Below are 17,011 nucleotides of genomic sequence, written 5' to 3'. Positions count from 1 at the left end.
ACCCGATCAGCTGTACCTTGAAGCATGATCGGGTTTGAATATAACACGTGTTGATTAACTAGTAGTTTCTTCAATTTCCAGATTGAAGTTATCTGCTGATTGGGAATCATCTTCTTCATCATCACGAAGTTCAATTTCCTGCTCATCACCCGATAACATTTTCACATCCATACCTAGACTTTGTAATTCCTTAATCAATACTTTAAACGATTCTGGAATTCCAGGTTCAGGAACATTGTCACCTTTAACGATTGCCTCGTATGTTTTCACACGACCTACAGTATCATCTGATTTAACCGTTAAGATTTCCTGTAGTGTATAGGCTGCACCATAGGCTTCTAATGCCCATACCTCCATCTCACCGAAACGTTGACCACCAAATTGTGCTTTACCACCTAGCGGTTGTTGTGTAACAAGTGAATATGGACCTGTTGAACGAGCATGCAACTTATCATCTACCATGTGTGCCAGTTTGATCATATACATCACACCAACAGATACACGGTTATCGAAAGCTTCACCTGTACGTCCATCATATAGAATTGTTTTCGCATCTCTTGGCATGCCTGCCTCTTCTAGAGTCTCCCAAACATCTTCTTCACGTGCACCATCAAATACAGGTGTTGCAACATGAATACCAAGTTGTCTTGCTGCCATACCTAAGTGCATCTCAAGCACTTGCCCGATGTTCATACGAGATGGTACCCCTAGTGGATTTAACATGATATCGATTGGTGTACCGTCTGGCAAGAATGGCATATCTTCTTCTGGTAAAATTTTCGAGATAACACCTTTATTACCGTGACGACCAGCCATTTTATCGCCTTCGTGAATCTTACGTTTTTGAACGATATATGCACGAACTAATTGGTTTACACCTGGTGGCAATTCATCACCATCTGCACGATTAAAGATTTTAACATCCAGCACGATACCACCTGCACCGTGAGGTACTCGAAGTGATGTATCACGAACTTCACGTGCCTTCTCGCCGAATATAGCGTGTAACAAGCGTTCTTCAGCTGATAATTCTGTTACCCCTTTAGGAGTCACTTTACCAACTAATAAGTCACCATCTTCTACTTCAGCACCCACACGGATAATGCCACGTTCATCTAAGTCGTGCAATGCGTCTTCCCCAACGTTCGGGATATCGCGTGTGATTTCTTCAGGCCCTAGCTTCGTATCACGTGCTTCTGATTCATATTCTTCAATGTGAATGGAAGTATAGACATCGTCTTTTACAAGGCGCTCACTCATGATGATCGCATCCTCGTAGTTATAACCTTCCCACGTCATAAAGCCAACAAGCGCGTTTTGACCAAGTGCCAATTCACCTTTTTCCATGGACGGACCATCAGATAAAATTTCACCTTTTGTTACACGATCACCTTTTGATACGATAGGACGTTGGTTGTAGCAAGTACCTTGGTTTGAACGAACAAATTTCTGTAGACGGTAGCGATCTAAGTCACCTTCAACTTCTTTTCCATCTACCTCTGTGATACGGCGGATCAGAACTTCTTTCGCCTCCACTCGTTCCACGATACCTTCATGCTTACAAATAACGGCTGCACCAGAGTCTTTACCTGATACATACTCCATTCCCGTACCAACAATTGGTGATTTAGGTTGCAGAAGTGGCACCGCTTGACGCTGCATGTTTGCACCCATTAACGCACGGTTAGAGTCATCATTCTCTAAGAACGGAATACATGCTGTTGCAGGAGATACAACTTGCTTAGGCGAAACATCCATGTAATCTAATTTTTCACGTCTTACAACCGTGTTTTCACCACGGAACCTTGCAATTACTTCCTCGTCTACAAACTTACCATCTTCATCTAATTTCGCATTTGCCTGTGCAACTACATAATTATCTTCTTCATCTGCCGTTAAGTAATCCATTTGGTTTGTAACCATACCCGTCTCAGGGTCTACTCTACGATAAGGCGTCTCAATAAAACCAAATTTATTTACTTTCGCGTAGGATGATAATGAGTTAATCAACCCAATGTTTGGTCCCTCTGGTGTCTCGATCGGACACATACGACCGTAGTGAGAATAGTGAACGTCACGCACTTCGAATCCTGCACGTTCACGAGTCAAACCACCTGGCCCTAATGCAGATAAACGTCGTTTGTGTGTTAACTCTGCTAATGGGTTAGTTTGATCCATAAATTGTGATAACTGTGAACTACCAAAGAACTCTTTGATAGACGCAATAACAGGACGTATGTTGATTAGCTGTTGCGGAGTGATCGAAGAAGTGTCCTGAATAGACATTCTCTCACGAACCACACGCTCCATACGGGATAAGCCAATTCTGAATTGGTTCTGCAATAACTCTCCTACTGAACGAAGACGACGATTTCCTAAGTGGTCAATATCGTCCGTATCCCCGACTTGATGCAAGATGTTAAAGAAATAACTGATCGCAGAAAGAATGTCAGCCGGTGTAATGTTTTTAATACTATCATCAACATTACAATTTCCTAATACAGTAAGTGTTCTTTCACCTTCAGGATCAGTTGGGTCCATAATTTTAATCGCTTGAACACGAATAGGTTCCCCTAACACACCTTCATTTGGTTCTAGTGATCTCTCACCAAAACGGTTTTCGTCAGACTCTAGTATAGGTAATATTTTATCTAACAAACGTCTATCTAACTTATCACCCTTGTTTGCAATAACTTCACCTGTTTCCGGATCTACTAGTGGTTCTGCAAGGATTTGATTAAATAAACGATTTTTCAAATGTACCTTTTTGTTTATTTTATAACGTCCAACATGTGCTAAATCATATCTTTTTGGATCAAAGAATCTTGAAACCAATAGACTTTTAGCATTTTCTACTGTTGGTGGCTCTCCAGGACGAAGGCGTTCATAGATTTCTAATAATGCCTTTTCACTTGTTTCCGTGTTGTCCTTCTCTAAAGTGTTCTTTAAATATTCGTTTTCTCCCAATAAATCTAAGATTTCTTGGTCTTCTCCAAAACCTAACGCTCTAAGCAAAACCGTAATAGGTAATTTTCTGGTACGGTCTATTCGTACGTGTACAACATCTTTGGCGTCTGTCTCAAATTCTAACCAAGCACCTCTATTTGGGATAACAGTGGCACCATAGCCACGCTTTCCGTTCTTATCAATTTTTTGGTTAAAGTAAACGCTAGGTGAACGAACAAGCTGTGAAACGATAACACGTTCTGCACCATTAATAACAAAAGTACCCGTTTCAGTCATTAATGGGAAATCTCCCATAAAGACTTCTTGCTCTTTCACTTCACCTGTTTCGTTATTCAATAAACGAACCTTTACTCGAAGAGGAGCGTTGTATGTTACATCTCTTTCTTTGGATTCATCGACTGGATACTTTGGTTCTCCAAGGCTGTAATCAACAAATTCTAGTGACAAATTGCCGGCGAAATCTTCGATTGGAGAAATATCCTTAAACATTTCTCTTAAGCCCTCTTCTAGGAACCATTGATAGGATGCAGTTTGAATCTCAATTAAATTTGGTAATTCTAATACCTCGCTGATACGCGCAAAGCTTCTACGTTGGCGGTGTCGTCCGTATTGAACTAGTTGACCTGTCAACTGATTCACCCCTCGATCAATATTAAAGATAGTTGCTATAAAAATAGCACAAATGAAACCACACTTACCATTTATACATAACTTACTATAGGCATTTGACATTTTTCTATAGATCGTATAAATTTAGTAAGTGTTAAACACTCGTCCGGTAAGCATACCGAACAAACCTGTGATCATAAAATGACACAAGCCCTTATATAGACATTTGCGATAAGCAAATGTTATTCAATTACTAATAGTTCTGTGGAAAGTGATAAAAGGATTCTAAAAGGTTAAGTAGACAATCTCTATTAGCTAATAGCCGTTTAATAGTAACAACAAAGATGCCAAGCTATAAAAGTCATCATGTTGAATAGTTTTACCTATTTTTTAAAAAATATACATTTTTCAACATTTTCACTTGACAAACCTTCCGTTCTATTGGCATTTTCCAATACTACCACAAACACCTACCAGAGTCAAATTATTTTGCACAGAAAACAAAATACCCTTTTTCCTTCTTCACTACCTCTACCTCATCAAACAACTCGGATAACTTTTTCTCAGCTGAGGGTGCTCCTTGCTTTTTCTGAATGACAACCCACAATTCTCCATTTGACAATAGAGCATTTTTAGCTTCTGCAAACATTTGGTGAACCACCTGCTTACCAGCCCTGATCGGCGGATTGGTCAAAATCGCAGCAAAAGACCGGTCGGACACGTTTGCTAATATATCACTCTCTTGAAAGCTTATATTGACTACGTTATTTTGTTGTGCATTTTTTTCAGCTAACGATAATGCTCTTTCGTTCACATCTACTCCGAGAACGGAACGATCGGCGTGTGTTGCCGCCAAAGCAATACTAATAGGACCATACCCACAACCAAGATCTAATAACGGTCCATCTATATCAGGTGTACGAAATGCTTCAATTAAAACGCGTGAACCAAAATCGACTTCGTTTTTGGAAAAAACGCCGTTATCAGTCGTAAAAGTAAACGTCTGTTCTCTCAGTACATAACTCCATGTTTGCGGATTACTAGAAACATCAGGAGACTGCGAAAAATATTGATCCATTTCCACACCAACTTTCTTTCCTTAAATCTAATCACTATTAATTTGATTCAAAATTGATACAAACTGCGCAATAGCGAAAATCAAGATTTGCTTTCTTCCGTTCTAATTATGGTTGAGTGCTAATTCACCAGTTGCGGAAAAAACACTCGCTTTTACCCAAGGGCACAAGTGCAACATCTACTCAAGCATAGGTCGCTTTCGTAGTGTTTTCTATGCCGCTCTCTATGGAAAGAATGGAAGAAATTAAATCTATAACTTCGCAGTTTATGTTTTTTGTGCGCAATTTTATATTTCCTTAGCTTGTAAAGAAAAGCTCGCCATTATTCATAGCGAGCTTTTCTTTGGTTCTTACTTATTTTAATTCTACTGTTGCGCCAGCTTCTTCTAGCTTAGATTTCATTTCTTCTGCTTCTTCTTTATCAATGCCTTCTTTGATTGCGCCTGGTGCGTTATCTACAAGGTCTTTAGCATCTTTAAGTCCAAGACCAGTGATTTCACGAACAGATTTAACAACTTTGATTTTAGAAGATCCAGCACTTTCTAGTACTACATCAAATTCAGTTTGTTCTTCTTCTGCTTCTCCAGCGCCAGCACCTGCTGCTGCTACCGGTGCCGCTGCAGTTACTCCAAATTCTTCTTCGATTGCTTTTACTAAGTCATTTAATTCAAGAACAGACATTTCTTTGATTGCTTCAATAATTTGTTCATTAGACATGTTCAATTCCTCCTAATTTTATTATATATTTACGAACATACTTTGTCTTGTGACGAAAAACTCTTACGCACCTTGCTCTTCTTTTTGCTCTGCAACAGCTTTTGTTGCATACGCAAAGTTTCGTACTGGTGCTTGTAGTACGCTGAGTAGCATAGAAACCATTCCTTCGTAGTTTGGAAGTTCTGCAAGTTCCTTGATTTGCTCAATTGTTGCTACAGATCCTTCAACCACACCGCCTTTAATTTCTAATGCTTGGTGCTCTTTTCCAAAGTTATTTAAAACTTTTGCCGGAGACACTACATCATCTTTACTGAATGCGATAGCTGTAGGACCTACTAAGATATCATTTAACTCTGTAAGTTCAGCTTCTTCTACCGCACGACGCGTCATTGTGTTTTTATACACCTTGAATTCCACGCCTGCTTCACGTAATTGTGAACGCAATTCCGTAACTTCTGCAACATCAAGACCTCTATAGTCTACAAGAATCGTTGATTGGCTGTCACGAAGTTTTTCTGCAATTTCAGAAACAACTTGTTTTTTTTGTTCAATCACCTTTGACATGATTCCACCTCCTAGAACGCGATCATTATACCGCCTATAAACAGAAAACCTCCGCATCTTGTAGACACGGAGGTTTATGACTGCACACAGTGATCCTTTATAAAAAGAATATCTGTTATATATCCAGACACACCTCGGTAGGAAATTAAGCTTAACAGCACCTACTGTCTACGGTATAATGTATTAAATTTATATTTAAAGTAGTCAACTTGACCCTTCAAAATTATATTAAACTTTTTAGATAAAGTCAAGAATTATTTTGCAAACCCTGATGAATCTACTTTAACGCCAGGTCCCATTGTAGATGAAACAGCTACGTTACGAATATACGTACCTTTTGCAGCTTGTGGTTTTGCTTTCGCAACTGTATCTGCTAATGCATTAAAGTTGTCTACAAGCTTATCAAGATCAAATGATACTTTACCGATTGGCACGTGAATATTTGATTGTTTATCTACACGGTATTCTACTTTACCTGCTTTGATTTCATTAACGGCTTTTTCCACATCAAAAGTTACTGTTCCTGTTTTAGGGTTAGGCATAAGTCCTTTTGGTCCTAATACTCGACCAAGTTTACCAACTTCAGCCATCATGTCAGGAGTTGCTACGACTACATCAAACTCGAACCAACCTTGGTTGATTTGGGCGATCAAGTCTTGTTCTCCTACATAATCAGCGCCAGCAGCTTCCGCTTCTTTCGCTTTGTCCCCTTTTGCAAATACAAGAACGGTTTGTGTTTTACCAGTTCCGTGTGGTAGCACCATCGCTCCGCGGATTTGTTGATCTGCTTTCTTTGGATCTACTCCAAGACGAAATGCAGCTTCAATTGTTTCGTCAAAATTAGCTGTAGAAGCTTTTTGCACTAATTCTAATGCTTCTTTTGCTTCATACAGATTTGTACGGTCAACAAGTTTTAATGCTTCTTGTTGTTTTTTGGTTTTTTTTGCCATTTTAATTTCCTCCTTCTGTGGTTTTAACGGTTATACCTCCCACTTCCTTAAGCGGAAAAGTTAGATTCGAACGCGATACCCACGTTCTTAACTTAACCTCAAAGATAAAGGTTGCGGTTGATGAAGCACCCTCCACTACCGCAACCTTCCGCTTTTGTACAACGCTGCGTGATTAGTCTTCGATAACGATACCCATACTACGTGCAGTACCTTCGACCATACGCATTGCAGCTTCAACATCAGCAGCATTTAAGTCTGGCATTTTCAATTCTGCGATTTCTTTGACCTTATCGCGATTTAGTGTTGCCACTTTGTTGCGATTTGGTTCACCTGACGCAGATTCAATACCAGCTGCTTTTTTAAGCAATACTGCTGCTGGTGGAGTTTTCGTAATAAATGTAAATGAACGGTCTTCAAATACCGTGATTTCTACTGGAATAATCATGCCAGCTTCATCTTGGGTTTGAGCGTTAAACTCTTTACAAAATCCCATGATGTTTATACCTGCTTGACCTAAAGCTGGTCCAACTGGTGGTGCGGGATTTGCTTTTCCTGCTGGAATCTGTAGTTTGATAACTGATTCTACTTTTTTAGCCACGAGACACACCTCCTTAAGTCCGTGATGTGGTAATAGGGCAATCGCCCTCCCACTCAATTACATATGTTAAAAACAACCTTATACTCGGAGCATAAAGAACATTAAAATTTTAGCATTTTATTAACAATAATGCAAGTGGTTTTCCTATATTTTTATGTTACAAGTACCTTTATGATAACTTTCTAATTTGTGAAAAGTCCAATTCAACCGGGGTTTCTCTACCAAACATATTAACATGAACTTTTACTTTTTGTTTATCTAAATCTATGTTTTCAATAGAACCGGAGAATTCGTTAAATGGACCGTCTATTACTTCCACCGTTTCTTTCATTTCAAAGTCTACTTCCGTAACAGGTTCATCATAACCCATTCGCTTCAAGATGGTTTCTACTTCTTCTTCCAATAACGGTGTCGGCTTGGATCCTGATCCGGCAGATCCTACGAAACCTGTTACACCCGGCGTATTACGTACGACATACCAAGAGTCATCTGTCATAACCATTTCCGCTAACACATATCCAGGAAATACTTTCTTTTTCGCTATTTTCTTCTTACCATTCTTAATTTCAGTTTCTTCATCTTCTGGGACCAATACACGGAAAATCTTATCTTCCATCCCCATAGTTTCTAATCGTTTTTCTAAATTGGTTTTTACTTTATTTTCATAACCCGAATAAGTATGCACAACATACCAGCTTTTTTCCATAATATCGAGGGCTTTTGTTCGCCCTTCCCTCCCTTAATTTAACTTCTCCTTCGTTCCGTTTCTTTGCATTTAAAAAACCCGCCAAACGGGTTCTTTTCTTACATATTTAGTTACAGTATAACATATATTACAGAGAATTATTCAAATAACATATTAAGAAGTTGTGTAATACTTAAGTCTATAAGTGCAAAAAAAACTGTTACAAAAGCAACGGTAAATACTACTGTAATCGTATATCGTGTTAATTCACGACCTCTTGGCCATGATACTTTCTTCATTTCTCGATTGACGTTTTTCAAAAAAGTAACTGGTTTCACAGAAGGTACCTCCAAACTGTCTTCTAACTACCGTCAAAACCTACTTTGTTTCGCGATGAATGGTATGGCGGTTGCATCTCTTACAGAATTTCTTTATCTCAATTCGATCAGAAATCGATGGATTCTTGTCCGTACTATAATTTCTACTATGACAAACTTCACACGCCAACGCTATCTTTTTACCCAATTTTTCCCCACCTCTTAATAGGGTTTTCACACTTATTTAATGTAGCATGGTTAAAGACCACTGTCAACGACAACTAGCTGAATCGTTTAAGATATATGTATCCTACTCGCTTCTAAATACTTTTCTAGCTTTCTTTTTACTCGTTGCAAGGCGTTATCAATAGATTTAGCATGGCGATTTAATTCGGAAGATATTTCTTGATAGGATTTCCCTTCAAGGTAAAGTAATAAAACTTCCCGTTCTAACTTACTTAGCAATTCTGATAACTTACTTTCCATATCACCATAACGTTCTCTATTAACTAGTAATTCTTGTGGATCCATCGCAATAGTAGCTTCTAAAACATCTAACAATGTTCTTTCTGAATCATCGCTATAGATCAGTTTATCCAAAGATACATAAGAGTTTAACGGCATATGCTTCTGCCTTGTTGCTGTTTTAATAGCGGTGATAATTTGTCTGGTAATACATAATTCTGCAAAAGCTTTGAAGGAAGAAAGCTTGTCCTCTTGAAAATCACGAACTGCTTTATATAGACCGATCATTCCCTCTTGTGCAATATCTTCATGATCAGCTCCTACGAGAAAATACGTTTTGGCTTTCGCTCGAACGAATGATTTATATCGTTGAATTAAAAATTCGAGCGCTTGTATGTCTCCGTCCTGCACTAGCAATACTAATTCACTATCGTCTAAATGCTGAAAGTCAGTATCTCTATTCTCTACTCGCATGATGGTCATTGGGACTCCTCCCGGCTTAGTGCCAAAAATTAGGTATTGCAGACTATAATAGCAACATTATACAGGAAGCGCTTTAATTACGTCAACTGCTCTTTTGTTATTTATTACCACGACGCCACTTTTCAAACACTTGCAACACGGTGTCATCCAACGGAATTTTACTTTTTATTTTATTTTGTTGATGTTCGTTTATATCTACCTCAATCTCCTTTTGAATATTCTTTAATTCTATATCTAGTTCCCTCGCTGAGATTCGAAATGCTCCTTGTGCAAAAATCGTCCGCTGTTCTGTATAGTCAGAAGTCGCTACAAAAACCTTTGTCCGGACATTTTTAAACTCTTTGACGAGACGTTCAATACATTGGTCAGCTGTTTCATTTTCCTTTGTAAAGATAACTTCTACTTTATATTGCTGTTGTTTATTTTCTAATCCTCTTACTTCATAGGCATCAAAAACAACAATTACTTTTCGTTTGCGGTATGCTTGGTATTCCGCCATTTTGTCAATCAACAACAATCTTGCCTGCTCTAAATCCTTATCCTTTAAAGCTTTTAATTCCTCCCAGGCACCAATCATGTTGTATCCATCTACTAGGAGTACATCCATTAGGACTCACCATGTTCGTCTCTTTTTCGGAATACCTCATACATTAGTATACTTGATGCAACAGAGGCGTTCAACGATGAAACGGACCCTGCCATTGGTAAACTAACTGTCCAATCACAATTTTTCTTTACTAAGCGACTTATTCCTTTTCCTTCATTGCCGATAACAAGAGCAATAGGGACTTGACCATCTAACTTACGATAATCCTCTGTGGCTTCTGCTTCTGTACCAACAATCCAGACATTACGAGTTTTTAATTCTTCTATTGTCTGTACAATATTGGTTACTCTAACAACCGGAATATGTTCAATTGCTCCAACAGATGTTTTGGCAACAGTTGCGGTTAACCCTACCGATCTTCGCTTCGGGATAATGACACCATGGACACCTGTTGCATCAGCGCTACGAAGAATAGAACCTAAATTATGCGGATCTTCTATCTCGTCTAAAATGAGAAAAAATGGCGGTTCTTCCCTTTTTTCTGCTACTTCAAATAACTGATCTAAAGATGCATAGTCGTATGCAGCAACCATCGCTGCAATACCTTGATGATTTCCATCCACTAATTGGTCCAGTTTCTTTTTTGGAACTCGTTGGACAGGGGCATTTTTGGCTTTCGCTAATGCTTGCAACTTGTTTGCTAATGGAGCATTCAGGTTTTCAGTCAGATATAATTTATGGATAGAACGTTCGGATTCCAATGCCTCCATTACTGTATTCTTTCCAATGATCCATTCTTCGCTCATTCTTGACCATCTCCTTTCTCTGTAATGTCTATCGCTTGTTTTATTAATAACTCTAAACGGTCATGCTGCTGGTCTAAGTATAGAAATCCAAGTAATGCTTCAAACGCTGTACTGTGCCGATAAGCTTGTACACTGGTGTTCTTGGGGACTGAACCTGACTTGGCATTTCGTCCCCTTTTTACCACCGCTAGTTCTTCTGTTGTAAGCTGATTTGTGTCTATCCAATGATGAACTACGCTTGCTTGGGAGGTTGCTTTTACAAATTGTACGGCATGTTGATGTAAATGTTGTACTTTGGTAGTCCCTTTATTTATTAAATATTCCCTAACGTATTTCTCGTAAATAACATCCCCCATATAAGCGAGGGCAAGACTTTTCATTTCTTTTGGCCGCTGCTTTGTCATCACTAACCTCGCTTCCATCTTGTGCCTTGTGGTGTATCCTCAAGAATGATATGACGTTCTTTCAGATCATCGCGAATTTGATCTGCTTGTTGAAAATCTTTGTTTTTTCTTGCTTCGATTCTTTTTTCTATTAACGCTTCTATCTCTTCATCAAGCAATTCTTCATCATCTGTCTGTGGAATACCTAACACCTCTAACCAAGCTGTCAATGTAGCAATAAATGCATCAATTACTTCTGTGTGTGTATGATCTGAATTTAAATAAACATTGGCTTCTTTAACCAAATCAAACATAATCGCAATTGCATTCGCCGTATTAAAGTCATCGTCCATTTCTTTTTCAAATTGTTGTTTCAATACTTCTATATTGTCCAACCATTGTTGATTATCGTCAGCTAAATTTACACAGGACTCTTTGCGGTGCTCCAGATTTGTTAACGCATTTTCAATACGGTCATAGCTGTTTTTCGCACTTTCTAACAACGCATCACTAAAATTGATTGGATTACGATAATGAACACTTAACATAAAGAAACGCAATACTTTTGGTTCATGCCTTTGAATGAGGTCGTGAGCTAATACAAAATTCCCTAGTGATTTCGACATTTTTTCATTATCGATATTAATATACCCATTATGCATCCAATAATTTGCGAATGATGTACCGTTAGCCGCTTCAGATTGAGCAATTTCATTTTCATGATGCGGGAATGTTAAATCTTGACCACCAGCATGAATATCAATCGTATCACCGAGATACTTTTTAGCCATTGCTGAGCATTCGATATGCCATCCTGGACGGCCTTTGCCCCACGGTGAGTCCCAAGATATTTCTCCATCTTTTGTTTGTTTCCATAGAGCAAAATCTAACTGATCTTGTTTTTTCTCGCCTACTTGAATACGTGTACCTGATCTTAATTCATCGATTGATTGATGGGATAGCTTACCATACCGGTCAAACGATCTCGTTTTAAAGTAAACATCACCATCCGCTTCATAAGCATGCCCTTTGTCAATTAAGGTAGAAATAAAACTAATGATGTCATCCATAGTTTCGGTTACTCTAGGATGGTGGACAGCTTCTTTTACACCCAGAACACTGACATCCTCTTTATAAGCTTTGATAAAACGTTCTGCGATAGTTGGTACTTCTTCTCCCAATTCCTTAGCAGCGTTGATCAGCTTATCATCGACATCAGTGAAGTTGAGAACATAGTCAACTTGATAACCTTTATATTCAAAATATCTTCTTACGGTATCGAAAACAATAGCAGGACGTGCATTTCCGATATGGATGTAGTTATAAACGGTTGGACCACACACATACATTTTGACACGATTCGGCTCTATTGGTTCAAATTCCTCTTTTTCTCGTGTAAGTGTATTGTATATACTAATGGTCATGTCGATTCGCTCCTTTTAAGTCTTCAAATTCTTTATTTAGTCGTTGTATCTCATCATTCATTTCCTTCAACACCTCACTAATAGGATCTGGAAGCTTATGATGATCTAAATCCTTACGTACTTTCTCTCCGTTTTGTATCACAATTCTTCCTGGTATCCCGACAACCGTTGAATGATCCGGAACATCTTTTAATACAACAGAACCGGCACCTACTTTAGAGCTTTCTCCAATTGTAATTGATCCTAACACCTTGGCTCCTGTGGCAACCAGTGCATTATCTTTAAGGGTCGGGTGTCGTTTTCCTTTTTCTTTCCCTGTACCACCTAATGTGACGCCTTGATATATCGTTACATTATCTCCTATTTCACACGTTTCACCAATGACTACACCCATCCCATGGTCAATGAAAAATCGTTTGCCAATTTTAGCACCGGGGTGAATTTCGATACCAGTAAAAAAACGACTGATTTGTGAAATGACTCTGGCAATGAAGAAGAATTTTTTTCGGTAGAAGGCATGCGCGAATCGGTGTGACCATATGGCATGTAGTCCGGAATACGTTAAGCAAACTTCGAAATAGGTTCTTGCTGCCGGGTCTTGATCAAAAACGACGTCGATATCTTCTTTGAATAATTTGAAAAAACCCACGGATCATCATCCCCCCTGTTGTATATATATTAATGCATCCCCTAAGAAAATCGGGCACAAACCGACAGTGAAGTACGGAGCACCTGATGCATTTTGCGAACAGTGACTTTCTCCCATTCTGATTATAAATAAGTACTAGCATACTCTACAGCACGATACCACCGCTCTCCACGAGTACTGCCTTGAGAGTATTCTTCCGCAGCGACAACTTACCTACCGTTCATCTCCAGAAAAACGGAAGGAAGTTCTGTCGCAACGGTTGATGGTTTTTACGAACTGGTTTTAATTTTCTTAATAAAAAAAAGCGTCTCTGGGTTTGATACCTCAGAGACGCTTTTGGCGCGGTTCCACTCTGTTTAGGGAATAGTCTTCCCTCCACTTTAACCGATAACGGTGGTAAACCGTTCTCCCATACTTCGTTCAGGAAGAAACTCTGAGGTGCATTTCAAAGAAACGTGCTTCAACCATTCTCAGCCTGTGATGGTTTTCTCTGTTCAAACGATATTTCTTTTACTTCTCCTCGTCAACGTACCCTATTACTTATTATTATAGTGATTTTGTTAAAATTTGCTACTTATTTGATTAATTCTAATACATTTTCCAGTCTTGCTTTGACAATATCTTCTCCTAAAAGATGAATCGCATTCGGTAATTCAGGGCCATGCACTTGTCCAGTTGTTGCAACGCGAATCGGCATAAATAATTTTTTGCCTTTATGCTTTGTTGCTTTTTGTGTTGCTTTAATGCTTGCTTTGATTGCTTCTGGTGACAATTCTTCCAGATTACTGAACTGCTCTAAAAAGCCTTCCAACACTTCCGGTACTTGCTCTTCTTTTAGTACTACCATTGCTTCTTCATTATAGTTAATCTCTGGTTTGAAGAAAAGTTCTGTTAACTCGACAATTTCTGCACCATAAGATAATTGTTCATGGTATAAACTAATTAAGTTCACTGCCCATTCTTTTTGGTCCGCGTCCATATCAGTTGGTAGATTACCTGCTTCTATCAAGTGTGGCAAGCTTAATTCTACCACTTCTTCTAAAGAAGCCTGTTTAATATATTGATTGTTCATCCATTTTAATTTTGCCGGGTCAAAGATTGCTGGTGATGTTGATAAACGTTCTGGATCAAATATCTTAATAAATTCTTCTTGCGTAAATAATTCCTCTTCGCCAACTGGTGACCAGCCCAACAATGTAATGAAGTTGAACAATGCTTCTGGTATGTAGCCAAGGTTTTTATATTGTTCGATAAATTGTAAGATATGCTCATCACGTTTACTTAATTTTTTGCGATTTTCATTTAAAATTAATGTCATGTGACCATATTGTGGTGCATCCCAACCAAACGCTTCAAAAATCATCATTTGTTTTGGTGTATTCGAAATATGCTCTTCTCCACGTAATACATGGCTTATTTTCATTTGATGATCATCAATGGCAACTGCAAAATTGTAAGTTGGAATACCATTTTTCTTCACCATTACCCAGTCACCAAAATCACTGGATTCAAATGTAATATTACCACGTACAATATCATTGAATAGATATGTTTTATTTCCTGGTACACGAAAACGAATACTAGGTGTACGGCCTTCCACTTCAAACTGTTTTATTTGGTCTTCCGTTAAATCACGATGTGCTCCAGAATACTTCGGTACTTGTCCATTAGCACGTTGTTCCTCACGCTCAGCTTCCAATTCTTCTTCTGTCATATAACATTTGTATGCTAAACCACGCTCTAACAACTCATCCACATATTTCTGATAAATATCTAAACGTTCTGTCTGACGATATGGACCATATTCGCCACCGATATCTGCGCCTTCATCCCATTCTAGTCCAAGCCACTTCAAATAGCGTAATTGACTTTCTTCGCCGCCTTCAACATTACGCTTATCATCCGTATCTTCGGTACGAATAATGAATGATCCACCCAAATGTTTTGCATATAAATAATTAAAAAGTGCTGTTCTTGCGTTTCCGATATGTAAATGCCCTGTTGGACTTGGTGCATAACGTACACGTACTTCTTTTCCCATTATTATTGTCCCTCCATCATTTTTTAACGGTCTTTTCACCTATTATCTTTATTTTACCATTATTTTCGACAAAATGTTACGTTTTTATTTCTTCATCAACAGTACAGCAACTTGTGCAGCTATTCCTTCTTTTCTTCCGGTAAAACCGAGCTTTTCTGTAGTTGTTGCTTTTACATTAATTTGCTCCTTATCACATTGTAGGAGATGAGCAATGTTTTCCCTGATTGATGTAATATAGGGAGCAAGCTTAGGAGCTTGTGCAATCACAGTACAATCAACATTGCCAAGCTTATAACCTTTTTCTTCAACTAGGCTCCATACTTCCTGTAATAACTTTTGAGAATCGGCATCTTTAAATGCAGGGTCCGCATCTGGAAAATGCTTGCCGATATCCCCTTCACCAATTGCTCCAAGACATGCATCCGCAATTGTGTGTAATAACACATCAGCATCAGAATGTCCTAATAAACCATATTCATACGGTATATCAATACCACCAATAATACAAGGTCTCCCTTCGACTAACTGATGCACATCAAAACCTTGTCCGATACGAAACATTATTTCTCCTCCTGTCGCTCTAAGATCATTTCCGCTCGCATAATATCTTCTGGTGTAGTTAATTTAACATTTTGATAAGTGCCCTGAACAATATCTACCGGCTCTCCTAATGCCTCGACGAGCGACACATCATCCGTTCCAAGATAGTCTGTTGCTTTTGCTTGTTCATGTGCTTCTTTAATTAATTGATAGTCAAAAGCTTGTGGTGTTTGTGCAGCCCATAACGTTGAACGATCCAATGTCTCTATTCTGTCACCTTTTTTTCTTTTTATTGTATCGGTAACAGGAACGGCGATCAGTGCTGCTTTTTTCTCTTTTGCGGCATGGGCAAGCTCATGTAAATGTGCTTCCTCCACAAAAGGCCTAGCTCCATCGTGGATCATGACAACCATGTCTTGTTGCTCTTCGCTAATGGCGAGTAGTCCGTTATAGCCGCTTTCTTGTCGTTCTTTGCCACCAGGAACAAAAGTAATTTGATTTTGCCACTGATAGGTAGCTATCAACTCTTCCATTTGGTTTTGCTCATTTGGGTTAATAACTAAGTAGATGTTTTGGCACCACTTGTCCTGAATGAATTTCTTTAAAGTATGTATAATCAATGGTTCTTTTAATAGCTCAATGAATTGTTTGTTTTTCCCTACATTCATACGTTTACCTTGTCCTGCCGCTAACACGATCACATTATATTTTATCATGCGGCCACCCCAATCTCTAATTAACTTGCTTACGATTCTCTCCCTATTTAAACCCAGAGCAGTTTAGTTATACTTACTCCGTTGATTGTAACATCTCCACAGAACAGAATGAATCGGATTCTATTTACTCATTCTATATAGTTCGTATTAGATACAAACTGCGAAGTAATGAAAGTTTTGTTTGTTCTAAGTAGTGCAGTAATTAGATGTGCGGTAATCTAAGACATAATTTTGAAATATATCGTGATGATAACTACCACTCCGGCTGCCCACTTCCCTTTCCGTGGGGTTTGCCCTTCAGCTAACTTTTTCGAGCAAAAACCGCTCGTAAAAGTGGATCTTCAGGTCAAACAGGTCCCACAGGAGTGGAAGTGGGCGGCCTTCGTTAAGATATGCTCCACAACACTAATCCGAAATCAATCAGTCGATTTCTCCCCCAGTTGTAGCATAAGAGGGTACGGCTATGCTAAGGGG

General features: G+C 38.7%; 18 protein-coding genes and 2 other annotated features. All 18 genes read right to left on the bottom strand.

Annotated features, from left to right (window positions below; all coding sequences use genetic code 11):
- Window positions 1-54: 54 nt before the first annotated feature.
- Window positions 55-3,597: a DNA-directed RNA polymerase subunit beta gene (rpoB, locus tag BM121_RS19935; protein ID WP_091486050.1), complete on the bottom strand. Its 3,543-nt coding sequence runs from the start codon at window positions 3,595-3,597 to the stop codon at window positions 55-57.
- A 463-nt stretch (window positions 3,598-4,060) separates the two neighbouring features.
- A complete protein-coding gene (locus tag BM121_RS19930) occupies window positions 4,061-4,654 on the bottom strand; it encodes a class I SAM-dependent methyltransferase (RefSeq protein ID WP_091486215.1) in 594 nt (197 codons plus the stop codon).
- Window positions 4,655-5,006: 352 nt separating this feature from the next.
- Window positions 5,007-5,369 (bottom strand): 50S ribosomal protein L7/L12, encoded by a 363-nt coding sequence (gene rplL / locus BM121_RS19925; RefSeq protein ID WP_091486048.1) that lies wholly within the window; start codon window positions 5,367-5,369, stop codon window positions 5,007-5,009.
- Between the two features lie 63 nt (window positions 5,370-5,432).
- Window positions 5,433-5,933 carry a 50S ribosomal protein L10 gene (rplJ, locus tag BM121_RS19920; RefSeq protein WP_091486045.1) on the bottom strand — a complete coding sequence of 167 codons (501 nt, stop codon included), beginning with the start codon at window positions 5,931-5,933 and terminating at the stop codon, window positions 5,433-5,435.
- A gap of 33 nt (window positions 5,934-5,966) precedes the next feature.
- Window positions 5,967-6,125: a sequence feature (ribosomal protein L10 leader region), on the bottom strand.
- 62 nt (window positions 6,126-6,187) lie between these two features.
- Window positions 6,188-6,883 (bottom strand): 50S ribosomal protein L1, encoded by a 696-nt coding sequence (rplA, locus tag BM121_RS19915; RefSeq protein WP_091486043.1) that lies wholly within the window; start codon window positions 6,881-6,883, stop codon window positions 6,188-6,190.
- Between the two features lie 172 nt (window positions 6,884-7,055).
- Window positions 7,056-7,481, bottom strand: a complete 426-nt coding sequence (gene rplK / locus BM121_RS19910) for a 50S ribosomal protein L11 (RefSeq protein ID WP_139220294.1) — start codon at window positions 7,479-7,481, stop codon at window positions 7,056-7,058.
- Window positions 7,482-7,650: 169 nt separating this feature from the next.
- Entirely contained in the window at window positions 7,651-8,187 is a 537-nt protein-coding gene (nusG, locus tag BM121_RS19905; RefSeq protein ID WP_091486040.1) for a transcription termination/antitermination protein NusG, read from the bottom strand.
- Between the two features lie 137 nt (window positions 8,188-8,324).
- A complete protein-coding gene (secE, locus tag BM121_RS19900; protein WP_091486037.1) occupies window positions 8,325-8,504 on the bottom strand; it encodes a preprotein translocase subunit SecE in 180 nt (59 codons plus the stop codon).
- 40 nt (window positions 8,505-8,544) lie between these two features.
- The gene (gene rpmG / locus BM121_RS19895) at window positions 8,545-8,691 is read right to left on the bottom strand and encodes a 50S ribosomal protein L33 (protein ID WP_091486034.1); all 147 of its coding nucleotides are present in this window, start codon (window positions 8,689-8,691) and stop codon (window positions 8,545-8,547) included.
- Window positions 8,692-8,777: 86 nt separating this feature from the next.
- Window positions 8,778-9,431: an RNA polymerase sporulation sigma factor SigH gene (gene sigH, locus BM121_RS19890; RefSeq protein ID WP_091486031.1), complete on the bottom strand. Its 654-nt coding sequence runs from the start codon at window positions 9,429-9,431 to the stop codon at window positions 8,778-8,780.
- 97 nt (window positions 9,432-9,528) lie between these two features.
- Entirely contained in the window at window positions 9,529-10,038 is a 510-nt protein-coding gene (locus BM121_RS19885) for an NYN domain-containing protein (RefSeq protein WP_091486029.1), read from the bottom strand.
- On the bottom strand, window positions 10,038-10,784 hold the full coding sequence (gene rlmB, locus BM121_RS19880) for a 23S rRNA (guanosine(2251)-2'-O)-methyltransferase RlmB (RefSeq protein ID WP_091486026.1): 747 nt from the start codon (window positions 10,782-10,784) through the stop codon (window positions 10,038-10,040). Before rlmB ends, BM121_RS19885 begins: the two co-directional genes overlap by 1 nt.
- Window positions 10,781-11,188 carry a Mini-ribonuclease 3 gene (locus tag BM121_RS19875; RefSeq protein WP_139220295.1) on the bottom strand — a complete coding sequence of 136 codons (408 nt, stop codon included), beginning with the start codon at window positions 11,186-11,188 and terminating at the stop codon, window positions 10,781-10,783. The genes rlmB and BM121_RS19875 overlap by 4 nt, the downstream gene beginning before the upstream one ends.
- Window positions 11,189-11,190: 2 nt before the next feature.
- Window positions 11,191-12,591: a cysteine--tRNA ligase gene (gene cysS / locus BM121_RS19870; RefSeq protein WP_091486021.1), complete on the bottom strand. Its 1,401-nt coding sequence runs from the start codon at window positions 12,589-12,591 to the stop codon at window positions 11,191-11,193.
- Window positions 12,581-13,240 carry a serine O-acetyltransferase gene (gene cysE / locus BM121_RS19865; RefSeq protein ID WP_091486019.1) on the bottom strand — a complete coding sequence of 220 codons (660 nt, stop codon included), beginning with the start codon at window positions 13,238-13,240 and terminating at the stop codon, window positions 12,581-12,583. The genes cysS and cysE overlap by 11 nt, the downstream gene beginning before the upstream one ends.
- 323 nt (window positions 13,241-13,563) lie before the next feature.
- Window positions 13,564-13,776, bottom strand: a binding site (T-box leader).
- A 38-nt stretch (window positions 13,777-13,814) separates the two neighbouring features.
- Window positions 13,815-15,281 (bottom strand): glutamate--tRNA ligase, encoded by a 1,467-nt coding sequence (gltX, locus tag BM121_RS19860; RefSeq protein WP_091486016.1) that lies wholly within the window; start codon window positions 15,279-15,281, stop codon window positions 13,815-13,817.
- An 84-nt stretch (window positions 15,282-15,365) separates the two neighbouring features.
- Complete coding sequence (gene ispF / locus BM121_RS19855) at window positions 15,366-15,842, bottom strand: 2-C-methyl-D-erythritol 2,4-cyclodiphosphate synthase (RefSeq protein WP_091486013.1); 477 nt, start codon at window positions 15,840-15,842, stop codon at window positions 15,366-15,368.
- Complete coding sequence (gene ispD, locus BM121_RS19850; RefSeq protein ID WP_091486211.1) at window positions 15,842-16,534, bottom strand: 2-C-methyl-D-erythritol 4-phosphate cytidylyltransferase; 693 nt, start codon at window positions 16,532-16,534, stop codon at window positions 15,842-15,844. Before ispD ends, ispF begins: the two co-directional genes overlap by 1 nt.
- Between the last annotated feature and the right edge of the window lie 477 nt (window positions 16,535-17,011).

The organism is Gracilibacillus orientalis, assembly GCF_900114645.1.
Taxonomy (GTDB): domain Bacteria; phylum Bacillota; class Bacilli; order Bacillales; family Amphibacillaceae; genus Gracilibacillus; species Gracilibacillus orientalis.
This window is presented reverse-complemented; position numbering and strand designations above follow the sequence as displayed.